Genomic DNA, 19,292 nt, shown 5'->3' with positions numbered 1-19,292 from the left:
GCATGTATGACTTCGCGACCTACGACGCAAAAGGTCCCGCGCCCGGCACGCTTGCGCTATGGGAACGTGTACGACGCGAATGGCCGGGTGCCAGGTCCCTTGGCATCTACGTTGCAAGAACCATACGCGGCGCGGACCGCCTCTCCCTGCACGCCGAAGGCCGGGCCGTCGATGTCGTACCGCCCCAGGGCGCGCGGGACAGGATGGCCGAGTGGGCGCGAAGTAATGCGGAGGTATTGGGCATTCAGGAAATCATCGTCTACGAAACCAAACGCATCTGGACGTCGCTGCGCCCGCGGGAGGGTTGGCGGGAATACCGTGGACCGTCGGCGGGACTGCATCATGTACATATCGGGCAGCACCGTAAGGGGGCTGGCATCGCCCCCGGCGGGGTCGACGCGGCCGTCCTCACGGCCACGGCCCGCAACATCGCCGAGGAACAAGGATTCGTTTGGTGGCATGTCGGACTCGCCGCCGCACTTGCCGCAGGACTCTACTGGCATGAAAGGAAGCTGACATGAAACGCATCGACGCAGCAGGAATCGCCATGATCACCAAGCATGAGGGCGTGCGCCTGCGCGCCTACCAGGATTCCGGCGGGGTATGGACCATCGGCTATGGCCATACAGGCGGTGTCACCAAGGGCATGAAGATCACGCAGCAACAGGCAATTCGGTTTCTGGAGCAGGACGTCGAACGCTTCGAGACATGCGTAACGAACAACGTACGGTCAGAGTTGACACAGGGCCAGTACAACGCCGTCGTCTCGTATGCGTTCAACCGTGGCTGCGGCGGATTGCAGCGAAGTGACCTGCTCGGCCTCATCAATGCCAGGCGGTTCAATGAGGCAGCGAAAGCGTGGCTCGTGAGCGCCATTACCGCCAAAGGAAAGAAGCTCCGGGGCCTCGTCCGACGACGACGGGCGGAGGTAGCCATGTTCGAGGGCAAGACCGAAAGCAGCAATAAGGCCCTTGCCTCATGGCTCGTCTTCGGCGCGCTCAAGGCCCTATCGGGACGGGTATGACGGGACGGATGTTAGAGGCCAGGACGAATGTGACACACGTGCGAATGGAATGCTATGCGATCGCCGAAGGAATGGCTGCACGCCGCATGACGGATACGGACGCATCGCATGAGCGTCTTGTCATCTGTATGGCATGTCCGGACCTGAATGCTCTCAGCGCACGGTGCCGGAGATGCGGGTGTCCCGTGCGTCTGAAGACGCGCGACCCACAGGAACGATGTCCCGAAGGACATTGGTAGGATGGTGCCCTTTCCGGCGCTTCGTGGGCGTAGGAATACCGTGAACAACGTAAGGATGACTTGTCATGAATCGGTTGCAACAGACGCCACTGGAGACACTCATGGCTATGCGTGCATCGGCGCGTACTGCGCCGGGACAGAGATTTTCTCCGGCGGCCGTGAGAGCGCGGACGCTCAGCGATGATGCGCCCAGGGACTATGCCGCCGACGTCGGCAGGATGATCGAGTCGGCACGCAGCCCCGTCGCCATTGCCAGTGGCATCCTGGGCGGCGCAGGTGCGGCCTACGGCATCACTAGGCTGCGCCGCCAGCGGCCACGCTCCGCACTCGCTCGGTATCTCGTTCCTGCGCTTGGCGGCCTTTTCGCCGGAACGATCACGCATGGTGCGGCATCGTGGTTCCTCTACCAACGTTCACAGAATCCGATTGCCGATACGTCGGGTGCGGCCCAGCCGCCGAATCCCGCAACCGACCGGGAAACGGCCCTCATGACGCGCGCCCTGTATCATCCGCTTTCCATCGGCGTCGGAATCGGTACCACTGCCGCGTCGGGCTATGGTCTGTGGAAGTGGCGTAATCCGCCTGGACAGAAAAAGACCCGTTGGGGCATTCCCGTCTTCGGCGCACTCATCACGGGCGGGATGGCGCAGTCGCTGACGGCATCGATCGTTCGCCAGGCTCAGAACGATGGAGAGATGCAGCAGAGTAGCGGCCCCACACAGCTTGCAGGCATTACCGACTTTTCGTCCGTCGGTTCGACGATCATGACGGCGGCCGTGATCGTTGGCGTCTTCGGCGGCGCGAAGTATCTCATTGACACATGGCCTGCTTCCTGGCGCATGAGACGAAGAAGCGAACGAAGGAGCGCAGGCCGCACGCCGCGCCGCCTCTCGGATCATACAGGATACTCCAGGCAGATACGTACCCATGCACCTCTTCCCGTGGTGACACCATGACGACTACCCAGTCCCAGGACAATGACTCGGCGGCACCTCACCCTGTCTTCGGCATCGTAACCCTCGCATGTCTTCTGCTTGTTGCGGCAGGTACCATCTACGTCGTGCAGGGCGCAGCAACCGCAGGCGATCCGAAATAAGCATGGCGGCACCTAACGCCCTACACGCATTCATCCTTCTCTGACTACGAAAGGTACTCTCTCATGACGACGACATCTCTTGTTCCGACGATGCCCATGTCGCACCCCGACGCCCTGCCCCCGGCAGCGATGGCATCGGCATCACTGGCCGATTGTGCCGATTGCCGCAAGACGAGCTACGATCACCTTATGGACGACGCGTCCCCGTCATTCTGGCAGCGGCACGAGATCGATGGCAAGCCGCCGTATTCCCGCATGGAGAAAATTCTTGCGGGAGGAAGTGTCGCGGCTCTTCTGGTCGCCGCCGTTCTGCTCTCCCGAACGAAGAAGTCCAAAGGTTTGAGCGATGGCCGGTACGCCAAATCCCTGGGTGATGGCAGGTATGCCAGGTCTCTGGACGACGGTAGCTATTCCCAGGCACTGGATGACGGTCCAACAAAGACGCGGCGGTCTGGATCGCGGCGGCGCGCGCGATGAAGACGGCGCGAAGCGCGCGTGGCCGTGACGGACGGATCGACATTTCCACGGCAGCAGCCGTCGTGTCGATGATCGTTGGCCTGGGGAGTCTTGCCCTCTCCTGGTATCAGATGACCATCATCCGGCGGCAGACCATTTCCACGGGCAGCGAGGCTACCAGGAACAAGGCATAGCATGGGCATCGAAGACGTCGGATGAAGGGAACGCCGCAAGAGGACATCAAGCACGTTCCCATCACGACCCGGAGCCGACGACATGGCAACGAAACGCATAAGTGCGAAAGGCCGCACGAAACGCGCACCATCGCGTGCGACAACGCGCACGACGAAGCGTAGCACCACTTCCACAGCAGGGAAGGCGAAGAAGACCACGGCGCAGAAGAGGACAACGAAACGGGGTAAGGCGACGACCTCTGCCAAGCGCACCATAACGAAGAAAGCGTCGAAGCGGGCACGCCATGCCGCCAGGAAGAGGAAGGCGCCCAAGCGCGCACGCCGTGCCGCCAGGAAGAGGAAACCGTCCAAGCGCACGACGAAGCGTGTGCGCGTGTGCATGACTGCCTGATGAACGTTCACCAGGCAGGTCCATACTACCCGTTCCATACGCCGCAGCATTCACGCCGCAGCAAGCATGTTCCTTCCTTTCATATCTGTCACGAGTACACAATGCGTTCTCTTCATACCTCCGGCAGTCGCTATGCCGACGAACACGTCACGATCGGCGTGACATGTCTGGAACCACGATCCTCCGGCTCCTCGGTGCGGCACGCGCGTCGCCACACTACGCCGCCGAAATACACCACACGAACGCGGCGAACGGAGCCAGCAGAAGAGCGTCCACGGCGCAGTAGCGTGACCAGACACAGTAGTGGAACAAGGAAGACCAGGGCTACGCCGCCGCGAGTGCCATGTGAGGAACCACGCACCCCACGCCGCGAGCGGCGTCAGAGCCAAGGGCGTCAGAGCCAGGAGCGTCAGAGCCGCAGTCTCTTCCGCATCTTTCGGTCGCCGTGGCGCGAGCAGTTGGCGCGGCGGCAAGCATTCTCGAAAACGACGGCGAGAGGAAGCGGCCTCGGCGACACATCCCTCGATGGGCTCGAACCCACGCCAGAGCAAATCGCCTTCGTCAAGGCTCTCAACGACAAGTTCCGCCGCCTCATGTCTCCCCTGGGAGCAACGTTCCGCGCCTACTGCGGGGGCAAGGCGGGATACATGGTCCGCCGCTTCGCTCCCGGCTGCGATGAGGACGACATCCTCTCGCAGAACAAACCGATCGGCATGGGACCGAAAGGTCTTGAGACCTACTTCCAGAAGCACTACGGTTTCTCGTGGCCGGACTTTCTCGCGCTGCCGTCCAGTGAACTGACGGTGATGCTCGAAAAGGTCACGGAGAAACAGGCCCCAGGAGTACCGCGACCGACAGCCACGAAACGGCCTGCCGCCGCGCGGCCCAAGACGTCCAGGGCAAAAGCATCCAACGACGCATCCGGCGCATCGTCCGCCGCTGCATCAAAGCAGCGCGCGCCAAGGACGCCCAGGCGCGCGCAATCCAGCGCGCCCGACATGACCACGATGAACGTTGACATGCCGCGCGAAGCGGCAACGGAGCCGCTACCCGGCAACGCCTCGAACGAGAGTGTCGAAGACAAAGGACTGGACGCCATCGCCGAATCCATGCGTGAGCTGAAGGAATTGATTGCACAGTCGATGACAAAGAAGTAGCGATTTGATTCAACCAAAGGACATAGGACGTCAACAATGACTCGCCATGAAACGCTCGTTCGCACATTCCGGGAACTGGCCGCGTTGTATCAGCACGCCCGCATGAGCGGCCATATCGCGCTGAGTCTCTGGAACACGATCGATGCGCAGTTCCATGTGTTGGGTGAGCGCCTGGGCATGTCACGCGCCGACGTGGACGCACTTCTGGATGCGTCGCCGCCCGCCGCTCGTGGGGCAATCATCACGGAAGAATCGTCTTCACCGGCAGAACAAGAAACAGTAGCGAGTGCGCCCGAAGAGACGAGCGGATCTTCGTCAATACCATTCGTGCCGGACATCATTCCGTCAGTTCCAGGCAAGGCATTATCCGTCGCAGACATGAAGCTGGCCCTACGCGGTCATGAGGAACGACACATCTGGCTCCCCGTCGGCACGACGGGATGGGAGATGTTCCAGGAGAACGACCGCGCGGCCACGCTGCACAACACGGAGCATCAACCCAAGTGGGAATTCGGTGGCTATCTCTACAAGCGAACGGTACCTCAACACGTCGTCCACGGCATATTCGGATTGCGGCCAGGTGCGCTGGTCCTGGGAACGAACGGCGACGCACATGGCCGGGTTACGATGATTCCGTCCATTCTTGGCTCGATGACCACCCTCGGTTCTGAAGCCTTGAAGATGAACACCTGGGAGCCGTCCGATGGTCCCCGTCCACGGCAACTCACGACATACGACAGGAACGAGACCTACGCGAGCTATGCAGCCTGTCCACTGCGATATGTCGTAACCCCAGACCAGGACTCTGCATCAGGCTCCGAGTCAGTGCAATACATGGTCGAACATGACACGATCGTGGAGTTGCAGGACGACGACGGAAGTCGCATCGTATGGAAACCCGGGAACGGAGAAGAGCGCGTTGTGGCAGTGCGGGAAGAGATCGTCCGTGCCGCCTATGATCGTCTCGGCCTCGAAGAGGCGTGTGGAAAAAAGCCGAATGTCAGGCTCAGGGACGACGCTTCGTGGGACATGCCGGACCCCGATGACTACATCGCGTTCGTCGTAACACACGCACGGCTTCTACATGTGGCGTGGATTCTGCAAGAGTTGTATTCGGTGTGGTCCGATGCCCAGCGACTTACGTCCGACCTTGCCTTCGTCAAGCGGGGCCGCCAAAGGAAACTGGCCCAGAAACTGGCGCGGGAGCTTGAAGATGCGGAGAAGACCCTCAAACGGGTAACGGTGGACGATCCTTCTGCCTACTCGTTCCCACGCACGTTGCAGACCCCTCGTCTCTACCGGCATCTTCTCTATTGGGTCGTCGCAATGGCGGAACTGCGGTGGCGGCAACCCGCCGTATTCGCGACCGTCTGGAGTGAACTGACGCGTGGCTACCGGACCGATGAGCGTGGGTTTCTCGCTTCTCTCAATCCCATCCATGCCGAAGGTGAGAGTGGTCGGGAGCCGCCGGCTGACCTCAGTACCATCCTGGCACCGATCATCGCCACGGCAACGTCGCATACGCCTCCTTTGCAGCTCACGCAGGAAACGGATACCCGTGATGGATCGCCGCTATGGGTTGCGCGCCTGCCGGACCGCATCAGCCGGGGCGACTACGAACGCCTCCGGGATGCTGTCCGTCCATTCGGCGGATACTGGTCATCCTACAAGAAGGGGTTTGCTTTCAAGACGGACCCAACAGACGACCTGCGCTCGGCGGGTCTTGCCGATGAACTGTCGGCACTTGCCCGCAGCGCACGCCTGGAAGACGGGGCGTCTGCGCTCGGCGATGACACCTCCGGCACAGCGCGCCGCAAGCACATGTTGGGCCTGATGTTCAAAGACCTCGTCGCATTCTTCGCCGCCGCCCTCTGTGCCGGACAGATCAGCGCCCATCTGGAACCGGCGATCGATGCCAGGTTCGAGACGATCGCCAAGGCCATAGAAGAGGACTATCGTCTGCGGAAAGCGCAGGAACTTGATACCTGTCGCCACGAAACCGCAGCAGGTAATGAGGGTGATCACGACAGTGATACGATTGTCGTACCGACACAGATCATCGATGCGCGGCCCATGATCGAGCAGCCGATCGGTGTTTCGGCGTTCATCCGCTATGGCGAACCCACCATTCTGGAGCAACTGGCGAATGAGGCCAGTGCGGAATGGGAAACCAGCAAAGCGGAGATCACCACCGCCGAGCGTGTGCCGGACACATGGCAGGCAGGGCGTGAGGCCTATCTGGAATCGATTCGGGAAACCCTCCTGGGCCTGCGTGAACGCCGCGACCTGGCCTACCGGCGGTATGTCTCACTCCGGAATCGCACGGAGCTATCCGCCGATGTGGATCCCGACATCGTCCAGCGCGTTACCGATCGCGGCACGGAACTGCATCGGCGCTATGGCGGCGTTCTCCCGGCAGAGATGCGGGAGAAGGCTGCCGCAGAGTTCACAAGGCGTGCCTATGAAGGACGGGCCTATGAACACTATCCGACGCCGCTGCCCATCGTCCGGACGATGCTGGACCTTGCGGACATCCAGCCAGGGCAGCGGATACTGGAACCCTCGGCAGGTGAAGGCGCCATTGCCGAACAGATACGCGCCCGTCAGCCGGATGCCGCCGTGCATGTCGTCGAGTACGACACGCTCCTTTCCGACGTTCTCCTCTTGAAGGGATTCAATGTCACGACAGGCGATTTTCTTACCTACAACAGGGACCGAGCCCTTCAGTTCGACCGTATCGTCATGAATCCACCATTCGACCGAGGCATCGACATCAAACATGTCTATCATGCCTACCGAATGCTGAAGGACGGCGGGACGCTCGTGGCCATCGTCTCCGGCAATGCCATCGACGGTAGTGATGAAGCGAACTATCTCTTCCGTGACTTCGTGAAGGAGCGCGGATCCTGGCGGCTCTATACTCCGTCGGAATACATGGGCCCATCCGGCAAACTCGCGAACGGCCGGGTGATCGGCATTGTTATGGCAATGCTCAGCGTGACGAAACCCGCAGGCGACACGTTCGGAGTAGCCGTAGGAGCGGCTGTGGAAGCGGACGTCAAAGCAGGCAACATCGTCTACGATACGCAGGGCGCACAGGCATGGGAGATCGTCAGTGTAGATGTAGACCTTGGAACCGTTGCTCGGAATATCACGACGGGTGCAACACGCACGTTCTCTGGCGTACTCCGCACGGGAGGGCGTTTCGTCCTGCAACCCGACATGGAACAGGCGCGCCGTCTCGTCACAGGCGCGGCAGGCGACGCGCCTCGTAATGCCGACGGCACCATCCAATTGCCGCCACGTACGGATAGGGTGGACACCGAGATGCAGCCCCTTCGCATTGTCACCTCACGTCCTGAACTCATGCCGCCGCCGCCATCGGACGCGCTCTATGACACGGAGATCGCTTCGCGCGTAGCACTCACCCCCGGTCAGCTCGAAGGCATCAACCGCGCACTCGCGGGAATGTATGGCCCGTCCAGGGCCTTTCTCCTGGCCGACGGTACAGGGTTCGGCAAAACGTTCCAGCAATTGGTCGTCGCGGCGTCGGTCGTGCGGCGTGACCGCAAGCCCGTTGTCATCATCACGAAATCGCCGTCGATCATCACGACGTCGTTCTATGATGATGCAAAGAAGCTCGGTATCGTTGTGCCGGAGGATCGCGGCAAGAAAGAAGCAGCCAACGGAACGAAGCCCGGCATCACCCTCAGACGCTTCACGCGGATCGAAGAATTGTCGGAAGATCTTGATGCCGACAGTATCTATATCTGTTCCTACCATATGTTCGGCCTCTGGAAGGGCGACCAGCAGGAAGCGCGTATGCTGCGGGAGCATGTGCAGAATGTCGTGCGAAGGATCGAGGCCGACTTCAGTGAACGCCGCAAGACGATACAGGTCAACGTAAAGAATGAAGCGGAGAAGGCGCGGATACTGGAAGCTCTACGCGCCGAGGAAGCATCCCATCCTGACATCATCCTCAAGCACACCCTTGAGGATCGTGTGCGGGAGAAGAACGAAGCCACCTTCGGTATCGTAGGACGGAAGCTCGGCGCCGTCGTCTGCGACGAAGCGCACGCCTTCAAAAACTACGATCCTTATGACTTCGAGGACGGCTCGAAGCAGGCATACCGTGGCATGGTTCTCTTAGTGAATGCGGCGCGTACCATGCTCTCGACGGCCACACCCGCCGACAAGGTGGAGCATATCCGGTACCTGCGTGGCCTCAATGTCTACAAGACCGAAGGTCAGTATTTGAGGATCATGGGACGCCTCGGCTTCTACTGGAAGGCACCCATCTATCACAACGGCGAGCTGGTCGAGCGTGGTCGGTTCAACCGTGATTCGAGGATGCCGCCGGAAATGGTTCTGAACAACATTTCCAGGCTGTTCGAGAACCTGACGATCGCCGGTACGATGGTGAAACGCGAGCTGTCACTGGATAATTTCTCGGCCTACAATGTCATGATCGGTGGTCAGGGTGCGCATCCTGCCGAGCTACTCGCCGTCCAGCAGGCAACGAATATCCTCTCGACGATCGAAACGCGGCTCGGAACGGAGAAGAAGTGCAAGGCCAGCATCATCAACGAAAAGAAGTTTGCGCTCGAACCCTACAAGATTCAGAAAACGATCGAGCTGACGACGAAGGAGCTTCTGGAAGGTCGCCAGGTCGTCATCTTCTGTTCGCTCGTCAATGATTCGGATTCGTCGTCTACGGGAAGCCCCTGTTCCGTCGTACGGAAAATCTCGACTGTCAACGTCCTGGCCCGTGAACTCGGCAATCTCTTCGGTCAAGACACGATAGGGTTCGTCACGGGCACGCGCACGAGTACGCAGGAAGTTCTTGGCGACGCTGTGGACTGCGCCGCGTGCCAGGACCCGGTGCCGGAGCGGTGGTCCTGGCTGGACGAAGAGCATGAACGCAAGACGTTCGCCGCGCTCACAGGCGAGGCGCCCGCAGCACTCGGTGATGCGGCGCAGAACCGCCGCGCCGATGACATCAGAGCGTTTCAGGCCGGAACGAAACGGATCCTCATCGCCACACCCGAAGCGGGCGGCACAGGCATTTCCCTGGATGATACTGTGGGGAATGCTCCCCGAAGCGTCATCATCATGACGGCCCCCTATTCATCCGTGGAAGCCGTGCAGATCATGGGGCGGATCAATCGGGCGAAGACCAGATCGCGGCAGCGGGTATTCTTCCTGTGGGTCAACGTGCCGGTCGATAAGCGTCTCAGGGACATCATCGCCGCCAAACTCCGGGTCCTGGGTGCTGCCGTCCAGGGCGAAGTCAAGAACGTCAGTGTCGAAGAAGCCGAATTCGCCAGCGCGGAAAATGTCCAGGAGAACTACGACCGGCACAATATCGACAAGGATGGTAAAATCCGGGAGCATTCACTCTTCCATGCGCAGATCATCCGTGGCCTGGAACTGCCGTCGCACGTGCCGTTCATGTTGACGCACAAGGAGACGCTGACCGACGAGCTGGATGACGAGCACACGAGTCGGCGGCGGTACGCTCCCATACGGCTAAGATCTGAACTGGCCGCAGGAGGACGCCGTCTGCTCCTGGACTGGATGGAGCAGCACAAGGACCTCGTTGAACAATACAGAATCGTACTCAACACCGACCGTTATATCGGCCCGTATCTGGAGGCGACGTACAACGAAGAACTGTGGCAGGTACTCCTCAACTTCATGAAGCCGGAGAACACACGGCTCATTCGCACGGAGGCGCAGCGTTTTTCCGTCGGTGACCGTGTTATGGCTGCAACCGACGTCATCGAGGCCGACGTACCCGTTGGCGGGCTGGGCACTGTCACGCGCGTATGGGAACGCAAGGTCCGGCGTCTGGATCGCGAGTCCGGCAAGGTCCTGACGGATGAAACGGGGCAGATTCTATGGGCCATGCAGTACGACTACATGGTGGAATTCGACAACGGCGAGCGGGCCAACAATCTGGAGACGTGGGAGATCACGCCAGCGGTTGCATCTCTCCCTGACGGCAACGAGCCCACAGCCCTCGGCGATCGCCTGCAGGTCGCCGAAGGCCGAAGCCCCCATGCCGCGACATGGCCTGACGGGCCCCCGGCGACAGGCGCCGATACTCTCTCCACTTCTGCCGAAGATCTGCGTGAGGAAGAGCCGGAGCCGCCGAAACCCCTGTCGCTGGGCGACAGGATGCGGACGCTCAGAACAGGTATCCATGAACGCGTGAGGCAGCAGAACAGAAGGCCACGGAGATCATGAGAAGTGCCACGGAGATCATGCCAGCGGGCCGCACGGCACTCCTCATGACCTTGAGGGACCTGCATGGTCTGCCCTACGAATGCCTGCGCCTCGCGGAGAAGTGGAAGGGGTTTCTTGGCTCGGTCCCTGCCGATGAACAGTTCACGATTCTCCTGTCAGGACCATCGGGGACTGGGAAATCGACGCTGTGCCTGGAGCTTGCGCGCGAGTTGTCGCGATTCTGTGAACTTCTCTACGTCTGTGCCGAGGAACGCATCGCTTCGGGTACGATCCGGCAGCGGGCGCGCCTTCTGAAGGCCCACCGGGGCAGATCGAGCAGGCATATCTGGATGTTCGACACCAATGCCATCGAGGACGTGCGGCGGGAACTGTCGAAGGGCATCCACGGCGTCGCCATCATCGATTCGGTCCAGGAAATGGACGTGCCGGATGCCGAGGTATGGCAACTACGAAGCGAGTTTCCGAACGTCGTCTTCATCTTCGTCGCCCAGGTGGACGCCACGGAGAAACGTTCTCGTGGTTCGGGGATGTGGCCCCACCGCGTCGACATCCGCCTCTGGACCGAGCGCGACAAGGACGGCAGCCGCTGGGCAACGAACGTCAAGAACAGGTACGCGCCGACGGTGCAACGCCTGTTCCTCTTCCGTCCTGCCGCCGCCATGCCAAGCGTCCGGAAAACCAGGCCGACGTACGCACAGATCATCGCCGAGCGAAGCAAGAATGGAGGACGGATATGGAGCAGCACCGTACAGAAGAAACGCGCATCTTCTTCGGAGACATCGAAACCAAGGAGGACGCAGCGGAGCGTTACCGCACTCTAGCCATGCAATGGCACCCGGACCGGACGTCCGATCCGGACGCGACGATCATGATGACGATGATCAACACCGAATACCGCGAATGCCTGCGGTGCCTGGCAGCCGGGACATGGGTCCAGCCCGTGAAGAAGCCGCCCCCGAAGCGCGCGGCGCGACAACCCGCTCCGCGCGTGGCAGCAAAGCGCAAACGGTCATCGAGTAGAGAGGCCGCCAACGCGCCCAAGCGCGACGTGAGCCGCCTTATCGACAAGGCGGCGGACCTGACCCTGGATGCCGCCAGGGTCGTCATCTCGGCAGCGACGCGGTCCATGAAACGGAAATTCGGTGATTCGCCATGATACCTGGTGAGCCATATCGCTTCTGTCAAACCGCCATTCCGCCAAACCGCCACGTGGCGGTTTGGCGGAAATGAATCGCTCGCAGAGAAACAGAACCCCACACGTGACCAACATGCAGGGCTCTTTCATGGACCGCTTCCATCCGCTGATGTGCGGTTCGCGGGAAAGGTGACGGGAAGCGGCTGGTACCTATTCGTTGGTGAGAACCGCCGTGAGTTTCAGTAGCCCGTGGGCCATCTTCGGCCGTCCATCGCCGTCAGTTGGCTACACAGCCAGCGACTATTCTAATGGAACATTCAGCGGGACCGATGGACAGGTGCTTTGTCATACACCCGGACATCGAGCGGGCTTGTGGTTGTAATCGTCGTACTGGCAAAGAGACTTGTCAGGACAGCGGCGATAGAAGCCGCAAGGCTCAGTATGGCGAGACCAATAGTAATCTGGTGTGCTTCCTTTGCATGACGCTCGGCACCGATGGCGCGTTGCGCCATGCTGTCGTATTCCACCTGATGGCGGGTCCTGAACCCGTCGTCGATGTATTGGTCAAGCGACGGAAGGGCAATGTATAGTTCATAGCGGATGACTTCACCTGATGGTAGTATCCGACTTTGTTGCCTTAGATATACGCAGGCATCAAAGAACCGGCGGGGCGCTCCGTGTATCGGGTGCGGTGTATATGCCTCGATGCGAATATCTGGCACAAGAATATCGGTACTCACAAGGATAAGATCGTGGTCCATGAGATACCGGACGAGCCCATGAAACTCATGTACGATACTCAGAAAGTCCGTGCTCGACGAGAGATGCTCGTCATTGAATCGATACCACTGCTGCCTATCCATATTGTCGTCCACAACCACACTAAAATGTGGACTGTCATCCTGGCGCACATTCGTCGCGTAGCTCCGAAGAAGGTCGACAAAGCCGCGAATTCTTCCATCCTTGATCGCCCTTACTCATCCTTCCTGTGTATCGGTAAGCATAGAATCTGTCTTGGTTGTTGATAGGAATCCGGCTACGGTAGACGCTAGGAACGGTTCTCGAATCCTGATTGTGAATAGACCCGGGATTCAACAGGCTTGCATAGACGAGCATGAACATACGGATTCTGAGCGGCCGAGGTTCTCCCACACGCCTGCCTAGTAGATGCTCAACTGGTAGGATTCCGGCCCCATGTGGATGACGACATCCGGATAGCCACGACCCACTCCAACAGTTCCTATGCGATTCTCTTGGATAAGCCACGCAAGATGGTCATTCCAGCGTTGAACCACTGTCATGGGCATCGTGCCACTCCGGAATCCATAGATACGGGCAAGCATGACATAAACCCGGTCCGGAATACTGGTCCGAAGCACACTGTCCATACCGTACCGTACACGTATTCCCATTTGGACGATCCGTTCACCCGACGTGCGCCACGCGACGTCGAAGGTGTCACATCTGACGATCAGGTTACCGTCACGGGTAGTATCGATCCGGTCCATGCTCACAATACCATTCAGAACATGCTCAATGGTCACGTTCTCAAAGGTCCTGGTCTGCGAGGTGACCGTGAATGCCGCGCAGCACGTGATGACAATGGCAATTAGGTAGCGCATGGGACGTTCCTGTGACTATGACAAGGACTTACAACGAACGTAGGGTCCTGAAACCTACAACATAATACTTTAAGGAAAGTTATTCCTTCTGTCATCGCTCGTCGTTTCTATGACGAGCCACCCGCATGACATGGATATCAGCCATACAGCGATGTGGTTGTAGAATGGGTTTGCGGGGGATCACCCGTGTAGTGATCGATTACGGTATCTTGTCTCTGTCCAGGTGTGAGACATATGGGAGAACTTCGGGGGCGAACTCACGCAGGACAGAAGACCCGCATGGCGCAGGCCATGCGGGTCTCGTCCGGATTCCGCTGGGCCGCTAATGTGCTGAAGCGGCTGCGAAATAGGTGTGCGGGGGCTCACCCATGTAGTAGCTTTTCAGTAGCATAAGCCTGGCGCAGGTTCACCCGCGCCAGGCTTATGTCGGTCGTCAGTGCACGACGGTCAGCCTGCCGGTCATGACGATACCGTCCTGGACGACGCGCACGGTATAGACACCACTGGCGAGTCCCGTCGTCGTGATCGACGCGTATCCGCTTCCTGTCACGACGGGCACGTCTACAACACTGCCGCTTGGGGAAATCACCTGTACGGTCATGGGTTCGGTCGCCGTGAGGTGTTCCATGATGCTGGCAGGCAGGATGACGTTGGCTTCCGCCGTTGCCGGATTGGGTGCGATGACCAGGCCATCGTTCTCGGCAAGGTTGACCGTGACGGCCCCGTTCCCCCCGGAGACGAGAGCATTGGCCCCGCCCTTGACCGGGTCGTCGCTTCTGCCGCCGCCCTGGTCCGACGACTGCCGGTTTGCGCCAATGAGCGTATTGCGTTCGTAGGTCACAGGACCCGCGATATCCGCCACGACACGGTAGCGCCCACCCGTGGTCAGAAGCGAGAACAGTGCCTCGCGGCCATCGTCACTGGTCGCCATCTCGCTCCCCTGAAGAGGCACCCGCTTGCCATGCTCGTCTTCGAGCATGAAGGTCGTCGTGCCCGGATGCGATTGCCGGAGCGTTATGGCAAGGTTCGTACGGCCGCGGGCCGTGAACCAGCCGCTGACGAGAGACGTGACGGTATTGGATGCCACCGTGTCCATGTGCCGTTCATAGCCCACGGCGACGTCCTCGCCATTGACACGGACGCCCTCGATGCCGACGAATGCGCCTTGGCCGTTCGTCACACCGCCATAGGAGACGGCTTCGCTGCCGCTGCCCATGCGCATGTAGTAGAAGAGGCGCGACAGGCCAAGGTGTGCCGTTCCATTGAGCCCGTACTCCGCGATCATGCGCGTCTGGTTATAGTCCTCATAGACCAAGGGTCTGCGCGACACCGATTGATGTGGCAACGCCCCCATCCAGTCGGCAGTACGTACCTTGGGTACGAGCGTCGTGTCCATGTGACGCCAGTAGAGGTTGACGTCGCCGACGTCGATCACGAAGGGAGCAACGTGATCATGCAGCCACCAGATCGACGAAAGACGGAAGTAACTCGGCGGCGACATCGGAGGAAGGAGTGCCGTATTTCCGTTCATCGAGACAGCGACACGGTCCGAGTATGTTGCGTCGGTCGACTCGGCTCGTCCGTGCGTCAGATTGGGTGAGTACAATCGCTCAAACTTATGACTGATGGTATGACGCTGCGGAAGTGCGACCTGGTCGTCGAAACGGTTGGCATTAGCGTCTTCCGTGAGAATGGACGTCGACTTGATGAACGAACCGCTGGGCTTACCGTCCTCTCCACTGCATACGGATTCCCGGTGATTCTGCCAGTAGACAATGTCGTTGACTCTGTTTGCGGTCTGCTTCGGCGACCGCAGGACGCTCGGCAGGAGATGGTCGCCGCACCCTTGGCTGAGGTGGAAGGCTTGACCGGCTGCAACGACCGGGAACGGTTCCGGGTACGGCGGATAGTCCGGCACATAGAGCATGAGCCCCATAGGAGAGTGATACGCACGGGTATAGAAGACCTGCGTGGCATCGCCCTCCATCCGTCCCCCTTGCCAGACAAGAGGCACTTCCAGTTCGTTCTGATGCAGGCGGCCATACGACCACAGAGAAGGATGATTGTCGCCGTACGCGGCAAGATTCCCCGCACGGATATACCGCAGTGACCCGGCCGCGAACTGCGTCGCTCCCGGCCCCTTCCATCCGGCGTGGATGCCTTCGATAGCGTCCGAATAAGCATAGATGTTGCCATCACCAACGGCAGCAACAACGGGGAATCCGATGTCGTGGATCGTCATGCCGTTCGTCATACTGATGACCTGGCCCGGCGGGATCACAGGAATGTCCGGGTTGGCAAGAAACACGTTCTCCACGATCCGGATGTTCCCCGTAAGTCCCGTAATGGGATGCTCGGCATAGGCGCTGCCGTTGAACTCACAGGCATAGGTCACATAGACGCGGGCACGGAATAGGGCCGGGTCGTAGCGTACGACAAGCGACGGGTAGGCGCACGTCCCCGTACCTGTCGTTCCCAGCGCCGGATCGGCGATGAGGCACGATACGCAGTGTTCTTCCGGACGCCAGCGGATGATGTCGATGGGTTCGGTCCGGTGCATGGGGTACGACTTGCGGTAGTAGACACGTTGGCCCTGCATGTTCACAGGACATGTTTCGCAATCGGCGCGGTGGTAGACGGCATGGTAGACAACCGAGTCGCGCGTTTCGTTATCGAGATGGGGGCCGACACCGACACCCGCTTCATGGGCATAGACGACCATCTTGCGCTGATTCACCCACGAGAGTTCGCCGTCGACCGGAATCGGAACGCCGGGGGCCACGGGAGCGAATGTCGAGAGGGCATAGATCCGTACTTCATATGCGCGCATGGGCGTCGAGAACGAGAGGATACCGTCGTTCATCGTGGACGTGTTGATCCGCTCGCTCTGGCCGTTCTGCCAGAACTCGCGGCCCACCAGATAGGGGATGCTGCCACCGGAAAGACCCGATATGGCAAGGTCGACAAGCGGTACGCCGTTCTCGCCGTACACCCGTGCGCTGTTGTTGACGACGAAGAGCCAGTAGACACCCGACGCCGTGTCCAAGTGCAGGGCCGTCGTGATGATCGGGATATTCGCTCCCTGCATATGCCAGGCTGCCGACGTCGACACTCTGCCCTGTAGACGTTCGTTCAGGAAGATCTTCGCATAGTGCGAGAACTCCGCCGAGGCATTGTCGATGGTCACCCGCTGGGCTCTGGCGAGCGTCATGTTGTTGGCCGCGTGTTGCCGCGGCTGACCACTCATGGGGTCCGTGCCGCCGTCTGTCGTCGTGAAACGTGCGTCGGTACTGGCTCCTTGCATCCATGAGGTCGCTTCCCACCACAGTGCGCCACGTGCACCGAGAACAGCGGGGCCGAAGAGGTTGAACCGGGCTTCTTCCGGCGTCAGGTTCCGCATTTCCTGATAGCTCCGAAGAAACTCGTCGTTGCGGGGGTCAGTATCACGGCCGACGTAGTCGTCCCCACGTCCCTGCACGATGACCATTGCGGCTGTTTTGTCGCACCGCTGTGTCGCCTTCACCTGATTCCAGAGCGTCGTCAGAAAGCCATACAAGACTGCCGCCTCATTCAGGCTCTGCGCCGGGTCCTGCGTCCGGCTACTGATGACCGGGCGTCCATTGGCGATGACCGGCACGCCACCGGCCCGAAGCGTATCGAGCGTGAACGTGTGTCCATAGACATAGTTGTCGAACAAATTCACATCATGAGCATTTCTGTAATACTCAAAATCGTTCGCCCAATTGTAGTTCATGTAGATGGGCTTGCCCGGTGTGCGCCAGCGCATCGTCCGGTAGTAGCTTCGCATCATGGGCGGCACGGTCAGCGGTGTGCGCTTCGTCGCCACCGTATCGTCGAACCGGACATGCCACTTCCATGTGGGACCAAGCAGATTGGACGGCTCGTCGGACGCATACCAGCCGAGGAACGCGGGATGATTTTCCACGGTTCCGTTCATCATGAGACCGAAATAGTTCGGCAGCGTCCCCGCCGCCGGTCCGCCTTCTGTGGTCGTGAAGTCGAAACTCACAAACTTCTGGTCCCCGGCAGGTGCGCTCATGCGGTTGTAGGCGTCATGCTCGGTGCAGGAGAGATGTGGCAGCACGCGCAGCCTCCGAGACCAGGCCCTGTTCATGTAGGCCGTCAGCCCCGTGACGTTCTCCGCCGAATTGTAGAAGTAGGCCGCGCTTCTCGTATCCGCCGCCGGGACAGGATCGCCCATATACGTCCGGTCATCCGTGAAATGCAGACGTTCGGCACTGATGGTGTTGTAGATACGCGCGTAGTCGTCGAGCTGACGGTCATCGATCATGCCGGAATCGGCGGTGAAGTTGATTCCCATGACATTGGCGTAGTCGCCCGGCGAACGCCATGTTTCTGTACGCCACTGATCACGGAAGTAGAGCGTATCGAGAGTGCCGCCCGTGCGGTTCGGGATGCCTGTGTGAAGTCTCACGCCATACCATCCGAGCGGCAGGAAGGGCTTCGTCACGCCCAACGCCGACGTCGTGTCGACGGCGAAGTCGTTCTCCAGATGTGTCGGCAAGGAGTTCATGACGATGAGTTGGTCCGCTTCCGCTGCCGCACCCGACGACATATACATGATCCCGACGTCCTCGCGGCGGCGCACGTCATAGTCAAGGTTGCCACTGAACATGTACTTGACCCTGCTGGCATTGAAGGCCGCCGGTGACCATGTCGTGACGGTTTTCTTCTGCCAGACACCGCCTGCAATCGAGCAGGACAGCAGATGCGATGCCGTGATGGTACCCGATACCTGACGCTGGGCCATGATAAGAACCTCGTCGGCTCCGGCATTGTCGGTATTTCCTGCTGTAAGGCCGAATACCCGCGTTGGAGAAGCATCCGCCGTCGGGAAGGTGTACGTGAGGGGATGAAGCCCCCATCCGCCCATCGATTCCATCGCCATGAGCATGACGGCGGCACCGCTCTTCATGAGAATAGCGATTTCATCGTTGCCGTCGCCGTCGATGTCGGCGCGGGTGACGTGCATGACATTGGCGAAGTCGATACTCCCGACGCTCGGTGTCGCTACCTGCGTTACCGTCCACGGCGTCCCCGCCTGAAGAAGATAGACGCGCTGGTCCGTGCCGTCCTTCCAATAGGCGACGACTTCGTCCGTGCCATTGCCGTCGAAGTCGCCTGCAACGGTATGCGTGACCTTGCGGACGTCGAACGTTGCGTAGGCCCATGTTGCCGCCGTCGTCCGGGTAAGGATATAGTCCAGCGGATTGACATGATTGAGCAAGGAGTCGTTCGAGAGTTGGTAGACGACGGTTTGCGCACCGTCATCATACAAGAGCACGATTTCATCGCGGACATCACCCCTGACGTTGCCGCTCACGGCTCCCATGATCCACTGCGGATCGATGGTGGCATCGTCGTACCGGAGGATCGTCGGATGAGTCGTGTTGCTCCCTTCCAGCATGATGTCGTATTTGCTGACGATGGCACTGTCGAGTGCGTCGCGGCGAACACCAAGACCCTCGATATCGTTGTCGCGGTACGACCCCCCGTCGCGTGGTCGGCTGTCCGTCGGATTCGTCACCCGGTAGCCACGTGATTCGACGGAGAAGATCTGCATCCTCTGTATGCCTGGTGGCCCAACTCGTGGTATCGATTGCAGGAGCATGATCGACGGTATTGGCGTGACATACTGCGTCTCGCCATTGATCGTCGTATCCTGCGCGCCATAGTACCGGCCAACC

13 protein-coding genes are annotated in these 19,292 nt (G+C 59.9%); 10 read left to right on the top strand and 3 right to left on the bottom strand.

Annotated features, from left to right (window positions below; translation table 11 throughout):
* Positions 1-2 precede the first annotated feature (2 nt).
* The 10 genes from BGO89_06810 (at position 3) to BGO89_06765 (ending at position 11,962) form a co-directional block, all read left to right on the top strand.
* Entirely contained in the window at positions 3-521 is a 519-nt protein-coding gene (locus BGO89_06810; GenBank protein OJX57676.1) for a hypothetical protein, read from the top strand.
* Entirely contained in the window at positions 518-1,024 is a 507-nt protein-coding gene (locus BGO89_06805; protein OJX57675.1) for a hypothetical protein, read from the top strand. Before BGO89_06810 ends, BGO89_06805 begins: the two co-directional genes overlap by 4 nt.
* Complete coding sequence (locus BGO89_06800) at positions 1,021-1,263, top strand: hypothetical protein (GenBank protein OJX57674.1); 243 nt, start codon at positions 1,021-1,023, stop codon at positions 1,261-1,263. The genes BGO89_06805 and BGO89_06800 overlap by 4 nt, the downstream gene beginning before the upstream one ends.
* A gap of 65 nt (positions 1,264-1,328) precedes the next feature.
* Positions 1,329-2,219, top strand: a complete 891-nt coding sequence (locus BGO89_06795; GenBank protein ID OJX57673.1) for a hypothetical protein — start codon at positions 1,329-1,331, stop codon at positions 2,217-2,219.
* Between the two features lie 203 nt (positions 2,220-2,422).
* Complete coding sequence (locus BGO89_06790) at positions 2,423-2,836, top strand: hypothetical protein (protein ID OJX57672.1); 414 nt, start codon at positions 2,423-2,425, stop codon at positions 2,834-2,836.
* Positions 2,837-3,091: 255 nt separating this feature from the next.
* On the top strand, positions 3,092-3,400 hold the full coding sequence (locus BGO89_06785) for a hypothetical protein (protein OJX57671.1): 309 nt from the start codon (positions 3,092-3,094) through the stop codon (positions 3,398-3,400).
* A 458-nt stretch (positions 3,401-3,858) separates the two neighbouring features.
* On the top strand, positions 3,859-4,557 hold the full coding sequence (locus BGO89_06780) for a hypothetical protein (protein OJX57670.1): 699 nt from the start codon (positions 3,859-3,861) through the stop codon (positions 4,555-4,557).
* A 36-nt stretch (positions 4,558-4,593) separates the two neighbouring features.
* Complete coding sequence (locus BGO89_06775; GenBank protein ID OJX57669.1) at positions 4,594-10,806, top strand: hypothetical protein; 6,213 nt, start codon at positions 4,594-4,596, stop codon at positions 10,804-10,806.
* A 17-nt stretch (positions 10,807-10,823) separates the two neighbouring features.
* Entirely contained in the window at positions 10,824-11,627 is an 804-nt protein-coding gene (locus BGO89_06770) for a hypothetical protein (protein OJX57668.1), read from the top strand.
* Positions 11,628-11,629: 2 nt separating this feature from the next.
* The gene (locus BGO89_06765) at positions 11,630-11,962 is read left to right on the top strand and encodes a hypothetical protein (GenBank protein ID OJX57667.1); all 333 of its coding nucleotides are present in this window, start codon (positions 11,630-11,632) and stop codon (positions 11,960-11,962) included.
* A gap of 296 nt (positions 11,963-12,258) precedes the next feature.
* Here BGO89_06765 and BGO89_06760 read toward each other — a convergent pair whose 3' ends face one another.
* The 3 genes from BGO89_06760 to BGO89_06750 form a co-directional block, all read right to left on the bottom strand.
* Positions 12,259-12,852, bottom strand: a complete 594-nt coding sequence (locus BGO89_06760) for a hypothetical protein (protein OJX57666.1) — start codon at positions 12,850-12,852, stop codon at positions 12,259-12,261.
* Positions 12,853-13,101: 249 nt separating this feature from the next.
* Positions 13,102-13,563, bottom strand: a complete 462-nt coding sequence (locus tag BGO89_06755) for a hypothetical protein (protein ID OJX57665.1) — start codon at positions 13,561-13,563, stop codon at positions 13,102-13,104.
* 433 nt (positions 13,564-13,996) lie between these two features.
* Positions 13,997-19,168 (bottom strand): hypothetical protein, encoded by a 5,172-nt coding sequence (locus tag BGO89_06750; protein ID OJX57664.1) that lies wholly within the window; start codon positions 19,166-19,168, stop codon positions 13,997-13,999.
* Positions 19,169-19,292 lie beyond the last annotated feature (124 nt).

The organism is Candidatus Kapaibacterium thiocyanatum, from assembly GCA_001899175.1.
GTDB classification, from domain to species: Bacteria; Bacteroidota; Ignavibacteria; order Kapaibacteriales; family Kapaibacteriaceae; genus Kapaibacterium; species Kapaibacterium thiocyanatum.
The sequence above is the reverse complement of the archived record's forward strand: the minus strand, read 5'-3'. Positions and strand labels throughout refer to the sequence as shown.

Bases quoted from the DNA above. Each gene is read 5' to 3' on its own strand.
- BGO89_06790 (OJX57672.1), top strand. From the start codon at position 2,423: ATGACGACGACATCTCTTGTTCCGACGATGCCCATGTCGCACCCCGAC.
- BGO89_06755 (OJX57665.1), bottom strand. From the start codon at position 13,563: ATGCGCTACCTAATTGCCATTGTCATCACGTGCTGCGCGGCATTCACG.
- BGO89_06785 (OJX57671.1), top strand. From the start codon at position 3,092: ATGGCAACGAAACGCATAAGTGCGAAAGGCCGCACGAAACGCGCACCA.
- BGO89_06770 (OJX57668.1), top strand. From the start codon at position 10,824: ATGCCAGCGGGCCGCACGGCACTCCTCATGACCTTGAGGGACCTGCAT.
- BGO89_06810 (OJX57676.1), top strand. From the start codon at position 3: ATGTATGACTTCGCGACCTACGACGCAAAAGGTCCCGCGCCCGGCACG.
- BGO89_06805 (OJX57675.1), top strand. From the start codon at position 518: ATGAAACGCATCGACGCAGCAGGAATCGCCATGATCACCAAGCATGAG.
- BGO89_06795 (OJX57673.1), top strand. From the start codon at position 1,329: ATGAATCGGTTGCAACAGACGCCACTGGAGACACTCATGGCTATGCGT.
- BGO89_06765 (OJX57667.1), top strand. From the start codon at position 11,630: ATGCAATGGCACCCGGACCGGACGTCCGATCCGGACGCGACGATCATG.
- BGO89_06775 (OJX57669.1), top strand. From the start codon at position 4,594: ATGACTCGCCATGAAACGCTCGTTCGCACATTCCGGGAACTGGCCGCG.
- BGO89_06750 (OJX57664.1), bottom strand. From the start codon at position 19,168: ATGCAGATCTTCTCCGTCGAATCACGTGGCTACCGGGTGACGAATCCG.
- BGO89_06800 (OJX57674.1), top strand. From the start codon at position 1,021: ATGACGGGACGGATGTTAGAGGCCAGGACGAATGTGACACACGTGCGA.